Annotated in this window: 15 protein-coding genes and 1 pseudogene; 3 read left to right on the top strand and 13 right to left on the bottom strand. The window is 35.6% G+C overall.

The window, feature by feature from the left end; all coding sequences use genetic code 11:
• Positions 1-150 precede the first annotated feature (150 nt).
• Complete coding sequence (locus EKM63_RS08940; protein ID WP_164504940.1) at positions 151-1,071, top strand: LysR family transcriptional regulator; 921 nt, start codon at positions 151-153, stop codon at positions 1,069-1,071.
• 25 nt (positions 1,072-1,096) lie between these two features.
• On the opposite strand, the gene EKM63_RS08935 is transcribed toward EKM63_RS08940, so the two are convergent.
• The 7 genes from EKM63_RS08935 to EKM63_RS08905 all read right to left on the bottom strand — a co-directional run bounded on the left by EKM63_RS08935 (position 1,097) and on the right by EKM63_RS08905 (position 10,147).
• Positions 1,097-1,570, bottom strand: coding sequence for a hypothetical protein (locus EKM63_RS08935; RefSeq protein WP_125705835.1), 474 nt, complete (start codon positions 1,568-1,570; stop codon positions 1,097-1,099).
• 7 nt (positions 1,571-1,577) lie between these two features.
• A complete protein-coding gene (locus EKM63_RS08930) occupies positions 1,578-2,756 on the bottom strand; it encodes a cobalamin-independent methionine synthase II family protein (RefSeq protein WP_125705833.1) in 1,179 nt (392 codons plus the stop codon).
• 12 nt (positions 2,757-2,768) lie between these two features.
• Positions 2,769-3,599 carry a phosphate/phosphite/phosphonate ABC transporter substrate-binding protein gene (locus EKM63_RS08925; protein ID WP_153382448.1) on the bottom strand — a complete coding sequence of 277 codons (831 nt, stop codon included), beginning with the start codon at positions 3,597-3,599 and terminating at the stop codon, positions 2,769-2,771.
• A gap of 33 nt (positions 3,600-3,632) precedes the next feature.
• Positions 3,633-4,745: an acyl-CoA dehydrogenase family protein gene (locus EKM63_RS08920; RefSeq protein WP_125705829.1), complete on the bottom strand. Its 1,113-nt coding sequence runs from the start codon at positions 4,743-4,745 to the stop codon at positions 3,633-3,635.
• A 30-nt stretch (positions 4,746-4,775) separates the two neighbouring features.
• A complete protein-coding gene (locus EKM63_RS08915) occupies positions 4,776-6,140 on the bottom strand; it encodes a Na+/H+ antiporter NhaC family protein (RefSeq protein WP_125705827.1) in 1,365 nt (454 codons plus the stop codon).
• A gap of 646 nt (positions 6,141-6,786) precedes the next feature.
• Entirely contained in the window at positions 6,787-8,784 is a 1,998-nt protein-coding gene (ppk1, locus tag EKM63_RS08910; RefSeq protein WP_125705825.1) for a polyphosphate kinase 1, read from the bottom strand.
• Positions 8,774-10,147, bottom strand: a complete 1,374-nt coding sequence (locus EKM63_RS08905) for a DUF2252 domain-containing protein (protein ID WP_125705824.1) — start codon at positions 10,145-10,147, stop codon at positions 8,774-8,776. Before EKM63_RS08905 ends, ppk1 begins: the two co-directional genes overlap by 11 nt.
• Positions 10,148-10,321: 174 nt before the next feature.
• Between EKM63_RS08905 and EKM63_RS08900 the strand changes: the two genes are divergently transcribed.
• Entirely contained in the window at positions 10,322-11,971 is a 1,650-nt protein-coding gene (locus EKM63_RS08900) for an FAD-dependent oxidoreductase (protein WP_125705822.1), read from the top strand.
• A 331-nt stretch (positions 11,972-12,302) separates the two neighbouring features.
• Here the strand turns inward: EKM63_RS08900 and EKM63_RS08895 are convergent.
• The 5 genes and pseudogenes from EKM63_RS08895 to EKM63_RS08880 all read right to left on the bottom strand — a co-directional run.
• Positions 12,303-12,680, bottom strand: a pseudogene (locus EKM63_RS08895) (B3/B4 domain-containing protein); the annotation flags it as partial.
• Positions 12,681-12,854: 174 nt separating this feature from the next.
• A complete protein-coding gene (locus EKM63_RS08890; RefSeq protein WP_125705818.1) occupies positions 12,855-14,084 on the bottom strand; it encodes an RNA-guided endonuclease InsQ/TnpB family protein in 1,230 nt (409 codons plus the stop codon).
• Positions 14,085-14,285: 201 nt separating this feature from the next.
• A complete protein-coding gene (locus EKM63_RS11400; RefSeq protein ID WP_191988659.1) occupies positions 14,286-14,624 on the bottom strand; it encodes a hypothetical protein in 339 nt (112 codons plus the stop codon).
• Between the two features lie 9 nt (positions 14,625-14,633).
• Positions 14,634-15,131 (bottom strand): GNAT family N-acetyltransferase, encoded by a 498-nt coding sequence (locus EKM63_RS11395; RefSeq protein ID WP_191988658.1) that lies wholly within the window; start codon positions 15,129-15,131, stop codon positions 14,634-14,636.
• A gap of 1 nt (position 15,132) precedes the next feature.
• The gene (locus EKM63_RS08880; RefSeq protein WP_125705816.1) at positions 15,133-15,585 is read right to left on the bottom strand and encodes a MarR family winged helix-turn-helix transcriptional regulator; all 453 of its coding nucleotides are present in this window, start codon (positions 15,583-15,585) and stop codon (positions 15,133-15,135) included.
• Positions 15,586-15,814: 229 nt separating this feature from the next.
• On the opposite strand from EKM63_RS08880, the gene EKM63_RS08875 reads away from it, so the two are divergent.
• Positions 15,815-17,935, top strand: a complete 2,121-nt coding sequence (locus EKM63_RS08875) for a hypothetical protein (RefSeq protein ID WP_125705814.1) — start codon at positions 15,815-15,817, stop codon at positions 17,933-17,935.
• Positions 17,936-18,004: 69 nt separating this feature from the next.
• Here the strand turns inward: EKM63_RS08875 and EKM63_RS11605 are convergent, their stop codons facing one another.
• The gene (locus EKM63_RS11605) at positions 18,005-18,109 is read right to left on the bottom strand and encodes a hypothetical protein (protein WP_404825342.1); all 105 of its coding nucleotides are present in this window, start codon (positions 18,107-18,109) and stop codon (positions 18,005-18,007) included.
• Positions 18,110-18,116: the final 7 nt, after the last annotated feature.

The raw sequence follows: 18,116 nt of genomic DNA, 5'->3' as shown, positions 1-18,116 counted from the left end.
TTGTTAACGCACCCTTCCTATCCTAAAATGAACCTAACGAGTTATTTATTTAACTTACAAATTCATTATAGTTCACAAATTCACAATTAAAAATTCCTAATGATTATAAAAATATTACTCACAGTTATGAAGAAAATGGAGGTACAATTATTGATCAACTATAAAATAAAGGACATCCTATCAGGTATCAAAAAATCTGGAAGTATAACTGAAACTGCCCAAAGCCTTTACATATCACAGCCTTACGTGAGTAAAATCATCAAAGAGGCTGAAGACGAATTAGATATTGCCCTATTGGACCGTGGTTCAAAACATATTCAATTAAGTTACGCCGGACAAATATACCTTGAAGGATTGAATTCGATTGATACTCAATTTTCAAAATTAGACACCAAAATGAGAGAAATTGCACAATCCCAAGCCGGGCAAATTTCTATCGGTATTTCCGAAAGTTTAGGCGAAGAAATTTTACCTATGATCGTCCCAGAATTCATCAAGCAGTATCCTAATTATCAATTGAACATTACTGAACTTCCTTCTAAGCAGATTGAAAAAGCTGTTATCGAGAATCAAATCGACGTCTATATTGGTTTTAATCCACCAATGAATAATCAATTCGTTTATCGTAAAATGTCTGAGAATCAGCTGTCATTATATACACCTCAAATTGATACTTCATTCCCAGAAGAAATAACTGATGCGTCCCAACTCCTAATTTTGAATCAACAGAACTTCATCTCAATTAGTGAAGAAATGGTTTTTGGTGAGATAATTAAAAACTTCCTTTCAGTAAATAAACTAGAACCGAGACATATAATAGAAGTAAAAAATATCAACACTGCCATATCACTTGCTAACAAAGGTGTTGGTTATGCTATTTTGCCACCACAACCTAATTCAAAATCTGCCATCCCTATATCCAAATCCTTACTGAAAACAGACTTGATCATGGCTCATCGAGCAATAAAAAATAATACCCCCGAAATGATTGCTTTTCTGAAAATTTCTCAACAAGAATTCCATATCGATCCAGATAAACAAACTATTCAAGGCAACACTAAAAGAAGCTAAATCCTCATCGGATTTAGCTTCTTTTTTATAACACAACTTTTATCTTATGCTCGATTTTAATTGTATCCTTGATTGTCTGATAGACGATCGAGTTCTTCATCGCTTCTTGATAAACTTGTTCCAACTCATCAGCCTCATTGAACGAAACCAAATACAACTGTAAGTCGAGAGCGGAAACATGCGGTGTTTCATCGTAGCCACGAACATCCAGGTACGTCAACGGATTGCTTAAATGGAAAGTAAACTTACCTTCTATCTGATCAATGATCCCATCGTGCTTTTGATCATAACGATTGATAGCTGATATCATTCCACTGGCAATACCACCTGTAAAGTGGTCCACACTAGTCAGGACATCGTTAGCAATGTCAAAACTCATCTCTTCATCAACTGAGTAGCTGACCTTATCAGTCCGAATTTTAACTTTCTTACCGTCAGTCGAAATCGCTCTGAATTCAATATCATAATTATTTGCGGAGTTTAAATATCTTTTTTCCATAATCAGCCTATTTATACTCTGCCTGAAGTTGGTGACTCGCATCAACTAGAGATTTGATTTTGTTGATAATGAATTCTTCTTTATTTACTGGACGGTTCGAGAATGTTGCAAATCCACAATCTGGATTCAAGAATAATCTTTCTTTAGGAATATACTTCAATGCTTCTTTAGCTTTACCAACAATAAAGTCAGTCGATTCTGCTTCATGAAGACGTGGATTTTCCACACCCAAACCGATGATATGATCTTTAGAGATTTTTTCATCACCCAATAGAGAGCTGATTTCACCCGCTCTAGGTGTTGAAAACTCAAGTGTTAACATCTCTGCAGAAACGTTTTCAAAGAGGTCTAGTAGTGGTGTATATGGACCTGTGAGCAAGATAGACTCATCATTACTCCAGTTACCACGACAAACTTGCATTGAAGCAATGGACTTACTACGGTCAATATGTTCCAAAACAGGCTTGATCAATGATTTAGCAAATTCTAATTCTTCAGTTGGATCTTTACGTTCAGATAAAGCTGCGCACATAAATGAACGTGGCTTTCCTTCGGTAAAGACAACTTCAGTTAGAACTGGTTCATCAAATTGGATAATATCTACACCCAATTTTTGTAAGTTATCGATCTCTTGTTCAAGAATCTTCACAACATCTTTTCCAAGTTCTTCTTTACTTGCATATCCTTGTTTAGAAAGTTTAGGTATCCACATTGAACGTGTAAGTAAGTATGGACCAGGAAGTGTTATTTTGACTGGCTTGTCAGTATACTTCTTTAATAATTTCAGTTCATTCACGGCAATAGGATGATATTCCAACTTACCAGTACAAATTGCATTGGTAATACTGATAGCAGGAACATCCAATATCGACAAGATATCTTCAAAAGCTTTTTTATCATCAATATAATCAACGATATCATCCATAGACATCATGCTGACTCCACCAATTCTATCGGCCACAAATGAAGAATAATTGTCACGTGAAAGTTCACCAGAAACGATTACATCGAGTCCAAGGTCATCTTGAATCTTGATGATCCTGGCAGTTTCTCTTTCAATCAAATCATCAAAGTCAGATTGTTCCATCTGTCCTTTGCGTAATTTACGTTGTGCAATTAAAATTTCTTTAGTTCTAGGCCAACTTCCAATGATCGAAGTTGTAAATGGTGAAAATGATGTTGCCATAATTAATTCCCTCTAATCGTTAGTTTGTTTTTGGTCAAAGAAATTGAGGTAATCAACGGCTTGTTCAAGTAAGTGGAATCCTTTTGTACGTCCTGGAACCCATTTCTTCAAACCTTCAAGGTCCATCATTTCTTTATGTTCTGGATTGTTGTAATCCATCTTTGAAAGAATTCTTTCCCATTCTGCCTTTGTATCAGGGTCAAAATTAGGTTTTGTTGTAAAGATACAGTGATCATATAGGCCAGTGTGTCCAGCAACAACGATCTTTTGATCATCGATAGTACCATCTTGAGTCCACTTGATACGGTTGTTATCAGTAGTTACGGAAATATCAACACTGCCATCTTTAAGTGCGGCTAATGCATCAACTTCTCCACCTTCATGGTCACCGTCTAAGCCGACATCAACATCAAATGTTTTTTCAACGTAGTCTTTGCCAGAAATCAAATTGTGCTCTTTAAGAGTTTCGATTGGGATCAAACGTGCTTGTGGTGAATCGATAGCACCGAATCCAATAGTCTTTCCTTTGAAATCAGCAAAGTCTTTGATACCACTATCATTTCTAGCTAAGAAACAACTTGTTCTGTCCAAATCTGTATCACGCATGTATGAATATCCACACTTGTTGTCTGATTTGATCATTGCTTCAACATGAGCCAATGGTGAATTCCAAGCAACATCGATTTCACCCTTGATCAAAGCTTGTGTTTGATCACGATAATTCTTGAAGAAAACATTTTCTAAGTCCATTCCTTCAGACTTGAAATACTTAGCGATGATTCCCCAAACAACTGTAACTTGTGGTGCATATACAACTGCACCGACTTTAATACTTTTTGCCATTATAATTACCCTCCAAAATATTTAAATTCAAAATTAATCATTCAAGTATGGTAGATCAACTGATAGTCTACCTAACCAAACTTTAAGAACATCTAGTCCTGGTGCCATAACTTGTGCACCTAATGAATCTCTCATCAAACGTTCCATTGGTTGAACATTTCTAACATATCCGATACCACCGAATAGACGCATACCTTCTGTACCATTCTTAACAGCTGCTTCAGTAGTTGTAATTCTAGCAGCAATAACATTTGGAAAGCCGTCTTCTTCTTCAGCAGCAACACTTGCAGCACCAGCAAATAATGTTTCTCTTGCAGCGTATGCACGTGCCTTTAATTCAGCAACATTAACTTCAACAGTTTCGATATCAGCTAATGATTTACCTGAAGTATATGATCTTTCTTTAACATATTTAGCAGCAGCATCTGCAATAGCCATCGAGATACCAGCACTTGATGAAGCAAGTCCAACGATAAAGATCAATCTGTCTCCATCACCGTTACCAGGAATCTTGCATGAGTCGTCAAGTTTAACGTGGTCAAGAACCATTGGATCTGAAACATTTCCACGTAGTCCTAATCCATTGAATGTTGATTCGAATGATAGTCCTTCAGCATCTCTTGGAACTAACCATAAGTTGTTTGAACCATCTTTTGTTGAATGTGTGATTGTTAGGTAGTAATCAGCCTCACGTGCTGTTGTAACGAAACTCTTACGTCCGTTCAAAATTGAATAGCCATCATGTGGTTCTTCAGTCATGTCTGGTCTGTAGAAGTGAGTACCTGAACCAGTTTCACTGTATGCAAGTCCTAAGATGATCTCACCACTTGCTACTCTAGGAAGGATATCTTTCTTCATTTCTTCTGAAGCATAAAGTGATAGGCAATATGCACCAACGTTACTCATCATGTAACACAATGATGCTGAAGCACCACTTTCAGCTAAACCTGTACAAACTTCAGCATGCTCTTCGATACCTTTACCTTGTCCACCATATTCTTTTGGTATTACCAAACCGAAGTAACCAGCTTTACGAAGTGCATCAACAGATGCTTTTGGAAAACGTCCCTCAACGTCGACCTCATTTGCTTCATCAGCTAAATATTTCTTACCAAACTCTTTTGCTTCTTCATAATATTTATGCATTTATATTTCCCCCAAGTTAATTAAAAATTGTTAGACAGCCTCTTCCACTTTGTCAGCAGATTCGTCTTCTGATTTTTTAGAAAAATGTAATTTTGTTTTTGCTTCCGCAAATGGAATGAAAATTGATAATACTGCAAAGAATAATGCAAGATATCCATACCATAGGTAAGGAATTACTTGAACTGGAGATACTTTTCCTCCAGCAATACTTGTTGCTAATAGGATCTGAGCACCATATGGCAATGTACTCTGAAGTACAACGACCGTGGTATGCATCAATGAACCCATCTTCCGTCGATCAATGTCATAGTTGTCTGACATATCTTTAACGATAGGACCTGTAACCAAACCAGTAACAGTATCGTTTGCTAAAGCAATATCAACTGTACCTGGCAATACCATGGCAACAGCTTGAGCTGACTTTTTACCAACGATAAATTTCTTCAATTTTTCGTTGATCCAGTCAATTCCACCCTCTTCTTTGACCATGTATGCTAATCCACCAACTAAGAGTGAGAATAGTAAAACATCAAACATCTTTACAAATCCGTCTTGAACATAACCAGTGAATTTTAGAATTGAGAAGTCTCCGTAGATAATTCCGATAGCACCAGCGAACAGTGTTCCGAATGTTAAGACAACGAAAACGTTAACTCCAATAAGTGCGATAACTAGAACAAAGATATATGGCAATATCTTCATTATCGAATAATTCCCCGCCGTGACTTGAGTTACGTCACCACCAGTTCCGAAGATGAAGAACAAAATTACAGCAACTATCAAAGCTGGACCAGTAATCTTGATATTGACCTTGAACTTATCTTTGATTTTAATATTTAAAATACGTGTAATAACGATACCTGTATCAGCGATAACAGACATGTTGTTACCAAACATAGCTCCACAAAGTAGAGCTGCTAAAAGAAGTGCCATACTAATTCCTGTTTTGTCAGCAAGAGTTACACAGATAGGAGCGATCGTTGCAATAGTTCCCATACTTGTACCAATAGCTAAACAAACGAAACAAGAAATCAAAAACATTCCGGGTACTAAGAATTGAATTGGTACGAGACTTAGTCCCAAATTAACAGTGGAATCAACTCCACCGATTTTTTCAGTTACTGTACCAAAAGCTCCGGCAAGTAAGAAAATCAAACACATTATGATGATATTGTCTTCACCACAACCTTTTACTAGGGCATTAAACTTTTTCTCTATCGAACCACGATAAATAATAAAAGCGACAATAATACCCACAATTACAGATATAGAAGCTGGCATTGCATAGAATCCCTGTTTGTCACCTTTGAAGGTCAAAAATAACCCTACAAAAAGATATAAGCCAACAAATACGACAAATGGAAGTAATGCGAGTCCAGAAGGTTTCTTCTTCATCTGTTTCCCCCCATTCTGAATGATCTACTTATATATAGATCCTTATTTTTCGGCTATTTTTTAATTTAATCCAAATTCTTTCATTTGGAACCGCTTACAAATTTTCCAAGATTTGTGAAGGTTGTATCAATTAAAATGCACAATCATTGCGATTCCCCCTTTAAGCTCTGAATTTGGATCAAATAATTTAGTCAAGCACAAATGCCATGTTATAGGCAAATTACTTGACAACTGATTTTATCCACTTATGAGCGTACCATGTTATGCGCTTTCAAAAAAGTGGCAAAAAGGCGGATTTGACCAACAAATTAGTGAGATTGTGAAATTATGTATCAATAATTACACAATATTCTAGTTAAATATTTTTTCTAATTTGTGCCAATTAAATTAGATTATTTTACATGATTTGATGCCATATTTTAATTTACTAACAGTTCCTTAGCCACATAATTGCTGATAATGTCCATATTTCATATAATCAACTTTAATCATGATTAAAATAAATATTAAAAACGTTTTCATAAAATGTCTTTGGTTAAAACTAAATATATTTTCATTTATCTTGTGAAAAACCATCAAATATAATACTAAAAAAAATATAAAAAAAATCATTTATCCAAACTAGTTGGATAAATGATTCATTGGTTTATATATATTTCTTCCATTTCAATCTACTCAACCATGTTTGTTGAGCGGACTTATTAATGAATTTACGCTTCTTCACATACTCACCATTTGCATTCAAGTAATATGAATTAGCTGTATCTTTAGTGAACATCTTGATAATTTTCAATAATTCACGTTTAGGCTTTTCATCGACAATTGGCATCGCTATCTCAACACGACGATCCAGGTTTCTAGTCATCAAGTCAGCTGAAGATATCCATAAGTCAGTGTTACCCTCGCCGTATTTAAACTTGTAGATACGACTATGTTCCAGTAACTCACCTACAATACTCTTAACAACGATATCTTCTTTAGGACCGCAGATACCGAGTTTCAAACAACAAGGTCCTCTGACAATGATCCTAAATGGAAGACCAAGTCTGGCTGCACTGTAAATTGCGTTGATAACTTCAATATCAGTCAAACCATTTACCTTGATGAATACTTCGGCATCCCCAGTACGCAAATAATCCTTGGTTGCACGTTTGATGTTAGTAATGATCATTTGTTTTAAATCAACTGGTGACGTTGCCAACATATTGTAATTATCTTCATGTGTTAAAGCTAAGTTGCCGAAGAATTGAATCGCGTCGTCAACATAACGTTTATCACTGGTGAAGAAACTCAAGTCAGTAAAGACATTTGCTGTGACAGCGTTGTAATTACCAGTACCGATTTGAACATACCCTTTGTTTTTACTTTCTTGCAAGATCAAACAAATTTTGGCGTGGACCTTATTCAATCGATCACCATAAACCACATGCACACCAGCACTTTCCAGATCAGTAGCAACGTCGAGGTTATGTTTCTCATCGAATCTAGCTCTTAATTCAACAACTACAGTAACATTGATGCCTTTTCTAGCTGCTTCCTTAAGTAAATTAACAACTTTCGATTTCTTTTCAGTACGATAAATCGTCATTTTGATGCTTGTCGTATCTGGGTCTTCAATTCCAGTCTTCAAGAATTTTAGAAATACATCAAATGAGGCGTAAGGATATTGAATCAACATCGGTTGTTTCTCAATCGAATGTAAAATGTTCTGAGAGTTTTTCCACTTCAAATTGTTGAAAGGCTCAAAAACCAATCCAGGTTGATCCTCATATTTCTTAAACAATTTATCTAAGAATTTCAAATCAAGTGGACCTGGTATCCGATAAACACTCTTCTTGTTGATACCTAATAATGATGCGAAAAAGCTTCTACCTTTATCACCATTATTTGCGGAAAATTCAACTCTAGTTACTCGTCGAGTTCCACGATTATTGATGTAATCTGTCATCTTATCTAGATAGACTTCATCAGAAAGTCCCTCTTCGAGAAAATCATATTTCTTATTCTTATCATATGAAAGACGATAGGTATAGCTCTCCTTGACATCATATTTTCTCCAAATGTCAGCAGAAATATTCGTGATCAAATCTTCCAATAAGATGTAGTGATCATCAACGCCAGTTTTGACAAGACGGTCAATATCATCTGGAATGGCAATATTATATAGTTCGTTTTCAGAACACAACAATATATTCAAATTGGTAGTATATTTCAAATTGCTAGAAAACGGAGTTACTTTTAATTCATTTACGACGTGTTTCAAATAATATTCCTGAACATAATTTCTTTCATCGTCAGTCAGAAAGTCATATGTAGTCATTTGAAAGACGCCTTTGTCCTTCAAACGTTCAAGAATAATAAATAAAGCTTCGTATTGTTTGGTAATATTGCGTGCATTAAATTCATGGATCAAACTCAACAGATCAATTCCATTGAGCCCAGTTCTTTTTTCAATCTTTTTCTTGGAGATCATGCTATAAACGTTATGCATCCGGACACCAAAAAATTCATCCAAATTATTGGAAGCAATCGATAAAAATCTCAACTTTTCTAACAATGGAACCTTGGCATTATAAGCTTGGTCGATAACCCGATTATCAAACAACAACCAGCTTAAATCCCTGTTGTAATATTTACTTTTCATTTTCAAGTTCCTCTGTGAAGGACTCAAAGTCGTACTTAACTTGTTTAGCATAACTATTTGCAAAATTCATTAACGAATTGGCAATGTCTTGATATTCCTCACCAAATCCAATTACTAATGGATAATTAGGTGAATGAGAATGCGCTCTGGCAAGCAAGATAACGCAAACGGTCACGTAATCTTGGAATGACTCAAAATCCAACTTATCTAAATTGATGGAAGTTTTCATATCTTTAAATTGACGCATATAAAAACTATATTTTTCAGTATCAAATGCACCTAAAAACGGATCTGATGCACTTTGTAAAATTAATTGGCTATCGACAATGTTCTGTCCTTGACTGACATTTTTGTCAGAATACAGCTCATCATTATTGTAGATAGGTAAAGCTTGTTTTGCTTGCAATACAAGGAAGTTCTTATCCAAATCTTGCAAGAGAATTAAGTAACAAAGTGTCCCTACACTACCGACTCCAACACTATGTCTAACCACGTCTATTATATCAAAATCTTCAAGAAACAGTCTTACATCGCTCCGCTGGCGTGCTTTGTATTCCTTGTAACCTGCTACAACAGTTTCGTAATCTTCTTCACTAATGTGTTGGGTGACCGGTTTATTCTCATCAAATCTACGCTCGCCGTCTTTATTCAATAAAGTATATTTCTCAATAACTAATTTTGAATTACTACGTTGAGCTTTCTTAATACTCTTCGTGATCAACTTTTCGAAAGAATTACGGAAGTAATCCTCATTGTCTTTCAAATTACCGAAAATTTCGGTTATGTTTTGAAGTGTATTAGGTAGAATAAATCGTTTCATTTCGGAAATTTTTGTCATGTGTTTCAAGGTATCAAAATAAGTATCCACGACACCTAACAAAAATTCCTGGATATCAGTTTCTTCAAACTTGTGATCGCGGGCAACTAAAAGAGCACTGACCAAAAATCGTTTAAGGTCGTATTCCCAGTAACCCAAATGTGCCTCATCAAAATCGTTCATATCGAATAACAATTGGCCCTCAGATGATCCGTAAAAACCAAAGTTACCCAAATGTGCATCCCCACCAATCAAAACCTTGATTCCACTATCAGGATGGTTGGCCAAATCATAATGCATAACATCAGCAGTCCCCCTAAAAAAAGCAAATCTAGATTTAGACATGCGTTCCCTCTTGACTGCTAACAGTTCTGGTACTAAAAGTTGATTCTTGATATTTAAAATCTTATGAATATTTCTTCGTTTTGGTTCAAATTCATTGAAATCATCAGGAACGGTTGTAGCAAAATAACGGCCTTTGATGATTAATTGTTCAGTACTTTTAAAGGCGTCAGTATCCTGAAAAGTATATGGTGTTTGACTCATTCCCTCATCTCCTTATCTGCTATTATACAATAGCTTAGTGACATAACTATTAGGTTTTACTTGGTTTTTTCATAAATTAAAAGTCCGTTAAAACAACATGTCGGATTATTATATTTCTATATATTAAATTTCATGATGTTATAGTAGATATAAGAGAAACGAGGAGGAATTTTCATGAAATATATCATAGTAGGTGGCGTTGCTGGTGGAATGTCAGCGGCCACAAGATTACGAAGACTTAATGAAGACGCTGAAATAATCGTTGTTGAGAAAGGACCATACGTTTCATTCGCAAACTGTGGACTACCATACTACCTCGCTGGTGAAATTACAGACAGATCACAATTGTTGGTTCAAACTCCAGAAAAATTAAAAGCTAGATTTAATCTAGATGTTCGAACAAATAGTGAAGCAATTAAAATTGATTCAAAAAATAAATCTCTAGATATAAATAATGAGGGAAAAACTTATACAGAATCTTATGACAAATTAATATTATCTCCCGGAGCAAAGCCTCTAGTACCTGATATCAAGGGCATTTCATCCGCAGATAATATTTTCACGTTACGCAATTTACCAGATATCGATAGAATCATGGATTTTGTTGAAAACAAGCAGCCTAAAACTGCCACAGTTATCGGTGCTGGGTTCATTGGCTTAGAGCTAACTGAGTCACTCGCTAACCGTGGTATTAAAGTAACTATCGTTGAAAAGGCAACTCACGTTTTGCCAACTATCGATACAGAAATGGCAAGTTTTGTTCAAACAGAACTTGAAAAGAATAATGTAACTACCATCACAGAAAAGGCGGCTGGAGAGTTTAAAGAAAATGGAAAACAAATCATCTTGGATGATGGATCACAAATCGAGTCTGATCTAACTATCTTATCCGTTGGTGTTAAACCAGATTCAACTCTAGCTAAAACTGCTGGCATCAAACTAGGTTTGAAAGACGGAATCTTAGTTGATGACCATTACCAAACAAGTGAACCTGACATCTACGCTGTCGGTGACGCAATCGTTGTTAAACAGACGACTACAAAGCAAGATGCCGTTATCAGCTTGGCATCACCAGCCAACAGACAAGGACGCCAAGTTGCTGATGTGATTTCTGGATTGAATAGAACTAATAAAGGCAGTTTGGGGACAGCAATCGTTCGAGTATTCAACATCGGTGCTGCCTCTACTGGTTTGAACGAAAAGCAATTACAATCACTGAACTACGATTATAAAGTTATCCACCTAGAAGGTAGCGACCACGCTGGATATTATCCTGGATCACAAAAGATGGTCTTGAAAGTTATCTTCAATGGCAAAACTGGTAAGATTTATGGAGCCCAGGCAGTCGGTCCAAACGGAATGGATAAACGAATCGATATCATTGCAACAGCTATCAAAGCAGGAGTTAAAGTTTCTGATTTACCAGAACTAGAATTTTCATACGCCCCACCATATGGTGTTGCCAAAGATATCGTGAACATGGCCGGGTACATTGCTGAAAATGTGCTTGAAGGAGAAACCGATTCGATTCAATGGTATGAATTGAAAGACGAAATGGCTGCTGGTGCAAAACTTGTAGACGTTCGTACTCCAAAAGAATTTGCTGCAGGTCACATGAAAGGTGCATTTAACGTTGAGTTGGATGGCATCCGCGATCACTTATCCAAGTTTTCAAAAGATGAGACTTACATTATTAGTTGTAAGAGTGGACAACGTGGTTATATTGCAGAACGTATTCTTAAACAACATGGAATTAGTTGTAAGAACCTTGATGGTGCTTATGATTTGTATGCGTCAGTGTTGGGTGACGAGATAGTTCACTAGGTTTCCGCTTCCGGAATTGAATCGATTTTTTTAATGAACGTACGTCGCCTTTGGCGCGTGCGCAACCATTTAAAATATTGGCTACGCCAATCAACAATCAATGAAGGGAACGTGGTGAACTCACTTTGAACTAATTGCAAAATACGCAATCATTTCAAAGCTGAGTTTTTATCTAAGCGTACTTCGTACACTAAGATAAACCCCACCACTGAGCCGAAATCTATTTCTTTCCTCCAGCTAATTCATCCGAAGTATTTGAACCCTATCCTTTAAATCATTGTAAAAAAATATCAAAAAAGTCCTGAAACTTTTATGTTTCAGGACTTTTTGTTTACATTATTTCAGCTGAGGGATTTTCAGAATTTAGTTTAAATGTTGTTCCTTCTACTTTGAAGTATTTCATACATTGTTCTTGTAATTCTAATATTCCTTCATTTGCGCGTGCTGCTTGTTCTGCGTTGATTGATTCTAGCACCATTACTGCGTTGGTTGTGTCTTCAGTAAGCATTGTTCGTTGCGCTTCTCGCCAATTTAAGCTTCGACAAATTGCTCCTGTTTTATCATAATAAATGATTTCTCCTGTTAAGGCTGGTGAATCGTCGTCATCTCCTAGTGGTCGGAAACTTTCCCCACCTTTTGCTTTTCCCAGTTGGAGATCTCCATCAATCTTGTCGATGTTTTCGCCACCGCATGGTGAGCCATATTTCAGTCAACTACTCCCCACTTAAGTAGGGAGCTTGTAAGAACCAATGAAACAAGTCACATTAGCATCACAATTTACCTAGATACACCGTTGCCTAGATATACCGCAGTATTCCTGGGTCTTACATAGTAATTACCAAGGTCTTTAAAGTCCGCAAGTTGCCAAACGGACTGAACAGTTTTACATTGCTTTAGCTAATATGTTTTTAGCCGCGTTGTGATCACGGATGTGATATTGAGTACAGTCAGGACAAGTCCATGTTCTATCAGAAAGGGTTAGTCTTTCTTTACCCTTCATTACGTAACCACAATTTGAGCATGTTTGAGTTGTGTACTTTGGATCAACTGCAATAAAGACTTTATCGTACATCTCTGCCTTGTATTCCAACATTTGTAGAAATGTTCTCCAACCAACATCACTGATGCTCATAGCTAATGCATGATTTTTTAACAAGTTTTTACTTCTTAACTCTTCAACTACTACCAGATCGTGGTTCTTGATGAGTGCAGTAGATGTTTCATGTAAGAAGTTGGTGCGACGATTACAGACTTCATTATGTAACTGGGCAACAATGACTCTTTGCTTTTGATAGTTCTTTGAGTCAGGTAATCGTCGATGTTCTTTCTTAGCTCTGAGTTGTTTTCTAGAGAGAATCCGTTGTTGCTTAGCAAGTCGTTTCTTGTTTTTTTTGTAATATCTTGGATTCTCTACAACATCTCCATTAGAAGTTGTTAGGAAGTTCTCTGTATTAAGATCAATTCCAATTGAATCTCCCGTACTCTTCCCTGACCGAACAAAAGGAGAATCAGATGCCAATTGAAGTGAGATGTAATAGTTTCCCACTGCATCCTTAGAAACTGTCACGGTTCCAATACGAATATCAGCATGTTCCACCATTACTCTTTTATAGCTTCCGGATACCCGGATACGTCCAATCAAGGAAATATTAATACGCTTGTTATCAAGAAATCTGATATTACCGTTGAATAATGACGGAGTTGTAACTTTTGAAGAATATCTATTTGGTAATTGAAAGCTTCCTGAATGTTGTTTCTTATGGAATTTAGGAATACCAGTAGTATGGACTTTCATAAACAGATTCCAAGCCGATTTATAGTTTCGAATTGCCATACTAGTTACATCAGTACCAACATTGAATTTATTCAGCCAAGAACGAAGTCCGAAAAGATACTTCGTACTTTCCTTGCGCTCTGTTAAATAATCGATTCGATCTTGGACTTGTTTGATGTATAACTTACATTTGCGCAGTTGATAAAGTTCTTTATCAATCGCAACCATTTCATTATAAGCAAATCTAGAACCATTAAGATTGTGCTCAATGATTTGTTTCTGTTTATCTGAAGGGTAACATCTAACTTTCACACCATAATGGTACTGGTAATCATTCATTAATTTGCGCACCTTGTTACCCGTCCCTGCATAAGAAATTTCAAATATGTATCATTCGATATAACCATCATATCAATATACGAACATATGTTCAAGAAGAATATTAAAAGGAGTACCACAAACTATAATTAAGAAAGGCAGTCTCATAAAACGATAATTCCTCCCAGCATTTAAATACTGGGTTTCCTTATCTTGAGACTCTTATGAAATACTATTATAGATGTCTACTAATGGGTTGATTGGTGAAAATGTTTTACCTTTAGAAACTCTTTTTAGTAGTGCTTCGATTGAGCAGCGTGCACCATTCTTTGTTTTGAACTTTCTCAAAGCTTGACGCCACTGATCAACTACTGGATTCAATCTAAATGTATCATCTGTTAAATATTGTTTTGAGTCTACGGTAGCTTCATCTAACATCTTCTGAAAATATACATCATCGTCCTCATTCACGCGATTATCGATTCCATGTAACGTCAAAACATTTATTTGACCATCAGGAAATAAATTCCAGAACTCTTTAGCTACAATAATTTTCTTCATAATATTCTCCTACAATTTCTTGTTCAAAATAAAATCAGTCTGTGGATCATCACCTAATTGGAAAACGTGCGAGCCGGTTTTAACAAATCCCTGCTTTGCGTAAAACTTCTTAGCATTCTCGTTATGTTCCCAAACTCCTAAATTGATACTAGATACATGATTTAACTTCGCCAAACTTATTGCGTGATCCATTAAGAGATTGCCAAATCCTTTGCGTTGATTACCCTGCAAAATATAAATCCGTTCTAATTCAAAATTATCTTTATTTGAAATAATTTTTGAATAACCGATGGGTTGATTGTTTAACAATAGGAAATAAAAGTCAGAATTCGAATCTTTCATCTCTGATTTCAACTGTTGAACATTGTATGAGTTTTCCAGAAACTCATTCATGTTTTCTTCAGTATTATCGGCTTCAAATGTTTGTTTAAAAGTCTTTTTAGAAATTTCACTGAGTGTCTGCGCACCCAAATTATCAACATGTTTTATTTCGATTGTGTTTGCCATTTTAGTATTTTCGTCTCCCACCAGATTTTACAAATTCCCAGTCCTGATTAATATTGTCAGCAACTTTCAATAAGTACTCACTCAGTAATCTCTGTTCCTCGACACTGAGACCATTTAAGGCAACTTGATTTGAATAATCATTTTCTCGTTTGATTAATGGATAAATCTTTTTGCCCTTCTCCGTCGTAAATAAGTGTTTAATTTTCATATTGGCATCATCATTAGTTCGCTTGATCAATCCTTGTTTCTCCAATTTTTGAACAGCTCTAGCTGCAGTTGTCTTATCGATTTTAATGATGTTGGCTAACTTCTCCAATATAATACCGGGATTCTCTTCTATGCGTACCAGATATAAATACTGGCCACGAGTAAGGTCAATATTCTTAAATTCAATGTTTGATATCGAATCTAATGAACGGGCAATCATTCCAATTGGACGTAAAATCTCTTCCACTTCTGTCGCCTCAACTTTTATTTAATAAAAATAATCATAGAACTGTTTAGTTGCAATTGCAACATAAATAACAAAAACATTCTTCTATTAATATTTATTTATATCAAACTACTGGTATCCAGGCCGTTTACTTTTCGATAAAATATTCTAGAAATATATTTTTGTAAACCCATTCATTCTAATTGAAGACTACCACTGGATGTAATATTAGAAAGCCAAGGAATAACAAATGCGAAAGAAATCATTTGCATTCTCACTCTACTTATTTTTGTTGCTGACAGTTGGAAGTTTCTCCAAAAGTCCTATTGATGTCGAGAGTGCTCAAAGCGAAAACAATAAAGAAGAAATAACAATTGCTCAAGATAGTCCAACGGAACTTATGCCAACTGAGACTCAAAAACCAATGGATGAACAGAATAAGAATGAACAAGTCTTTGACAATGAAGCCAAGACTGAAGAGCTAAAAACGCCTAAAAGTAATGATGAAATGCTTGTTTATCCACAACGATTTGTCCCAACTCCTGATCCAATCAGAGCACTAGGCTGGTGGTTCACCTCTGGATTTACAGTACAACCTAAAAAAGGTTATTACATTGAAAAAGGTAAAAGTGTGACGATAAAAACTAAGTCAGATCGAAACACAGGTATTTCGCTTGTCTTTCCTTTCACCCCCCAAGTATATGACTGGTATCACATCGATGCTAAAAATATAAAACCCAATGTTGATCCAAGATGGTATTCTCCTACTTCTACATTTGGACAAACAAGAAAAATAAAAGTTAATGGAAAAGAAGTTGGGACGGTATTTTATCAACTCCACTCTTGGTGGACATATGGAGTCAATTTACATATTCAACCAAATGTTTTCTCAAAGGTAGCAGCTGTTCACACTCTTCCCAATCCAGTAAATGCATCTTCGATTAAGCTTGTGGCAGAAGATGATTATTTATATAACGTCAAGGGTTCTGATAATGCTACAACACTTGATATTATTCCAGATCCAGAAAATTCAACAGGTGAGACTTCTTATCGCCTCAAAAATCCAGGAAATGCAAATATCGCTACTGTAACTACCGACGGAGATTTAATTGCTAATATAGAGGGGCTCTCAGGTACTGTAACCGTCATTGGAGAAATGAAAAACCCTGATGGCACGATTCTTACAGACACTAAAGAGATTCGCATTGGCGGTGGATTAGATGATCAAAGTGTTTATTCTGGTGAAGATGTTGAATTTAAACTCCTAGGGAAATTTGATCAATCACCTACCAGCACCAAATGGTATCGAAAAGATGGAGTCTTGGATCCTAAAGAGATATCGACTGAAAACAACGGAAAACTGATAATACCAAAAGCAAAAATATCGGATGACAATTCTCAATATTATGCTGAGCTTACATTCAATTATGAAGATCCAAATTCAAACTCCAGGAAGACAAAAATTATTACGACTAATACTGCTACTCTTCAGGTTACTGATAGTGAGCCAACTATATTAGTTAAAAATGATATTTTCAACGAGACATATGACGACAATCAAAATGATAACCAGGCTATCAGAAGTGTAGCTAAGAATGATATCATTCACAGAAAAATTAATATTAAAGATGAGTCCAAATATTTTGAAACCACAGAGATTCCTGGCACGTTAAGAATTCCGTATAGCAATAATGAAAAATTGCAAACAATCCTAATTGACGGAGTGGCAATTCCCAATTCTAAATACAGCCTAAGTCAACTGACAGATAATAAAGAGATAGTATTTAGCAACTTTAAAATCAATCGACTACAAACTTATGAAATAGAACTTATAACTAAAGTTCAAAATCATCAAAATTCAATATTTAGGTCTTCCGCGTATTTTGAAAATACCACTTTTACAGGACTTACGTATAAGAAGCATGCAATGGATAATTCTATATACTTCATTAAAAACTGTATTGAAATAAGTACCAAACCTATCAACTATGGAGTCAGACAGAAACTAAAAGGACTTCTAATAGAAAGAAAAGATGTAATGGATGATTTCGAAGCCATTCATATACTTGATTCTAGAAGAATGAAGAACCATGTTCAGCTTTATTTAACAGTGAAAGAACCTTTTAAAAACATTGATCCAAATAATCACGAAAAAATTCCAATCGAATTCCAATATTATATCGATGAACACAATATCAATGAAATTACTGATAAACCTTGCTTAGTTGAAGAAACAGATGAAGGTGAGTCTCTCAAATCATTAACTTGGTCAAAAACTGAAGGATTAAAGTTATATATTGCCGATAATCAATTTGAAGATGGAAAATTCAAATCGTCATTGTGTTGGTCACTTCTAAATACACCAAAATAAAACGAGGTGAAGTGAACCCCATTAATTGGAGTTTATTTTAAATTTTATTCGTCTAATCACAATATGTGATTAGACGATTTTTTGTTTATACGAAAGTCTCATCTCATTTGGGGTTAACCAGTTGTTGGATGATCTGATTCGTTTCGTATTGTAGTAACGGATCCAATTGTCTATTGCACTT

Source organism: Companilactobacillus mishanensis, from assembly GCF_003946505.1.
Taxonomy (GTDB): Bacteria; Bacillota; Bacilli; order Lactobacillales; family Lactobacillaceae; genus Companilactobacillus; species Companilactobacillus mishanensis.
Note: the sequence above shows the minus strand (reverse complement) of the source record. Positions and strands in the feature narration are given on the sequence as shown.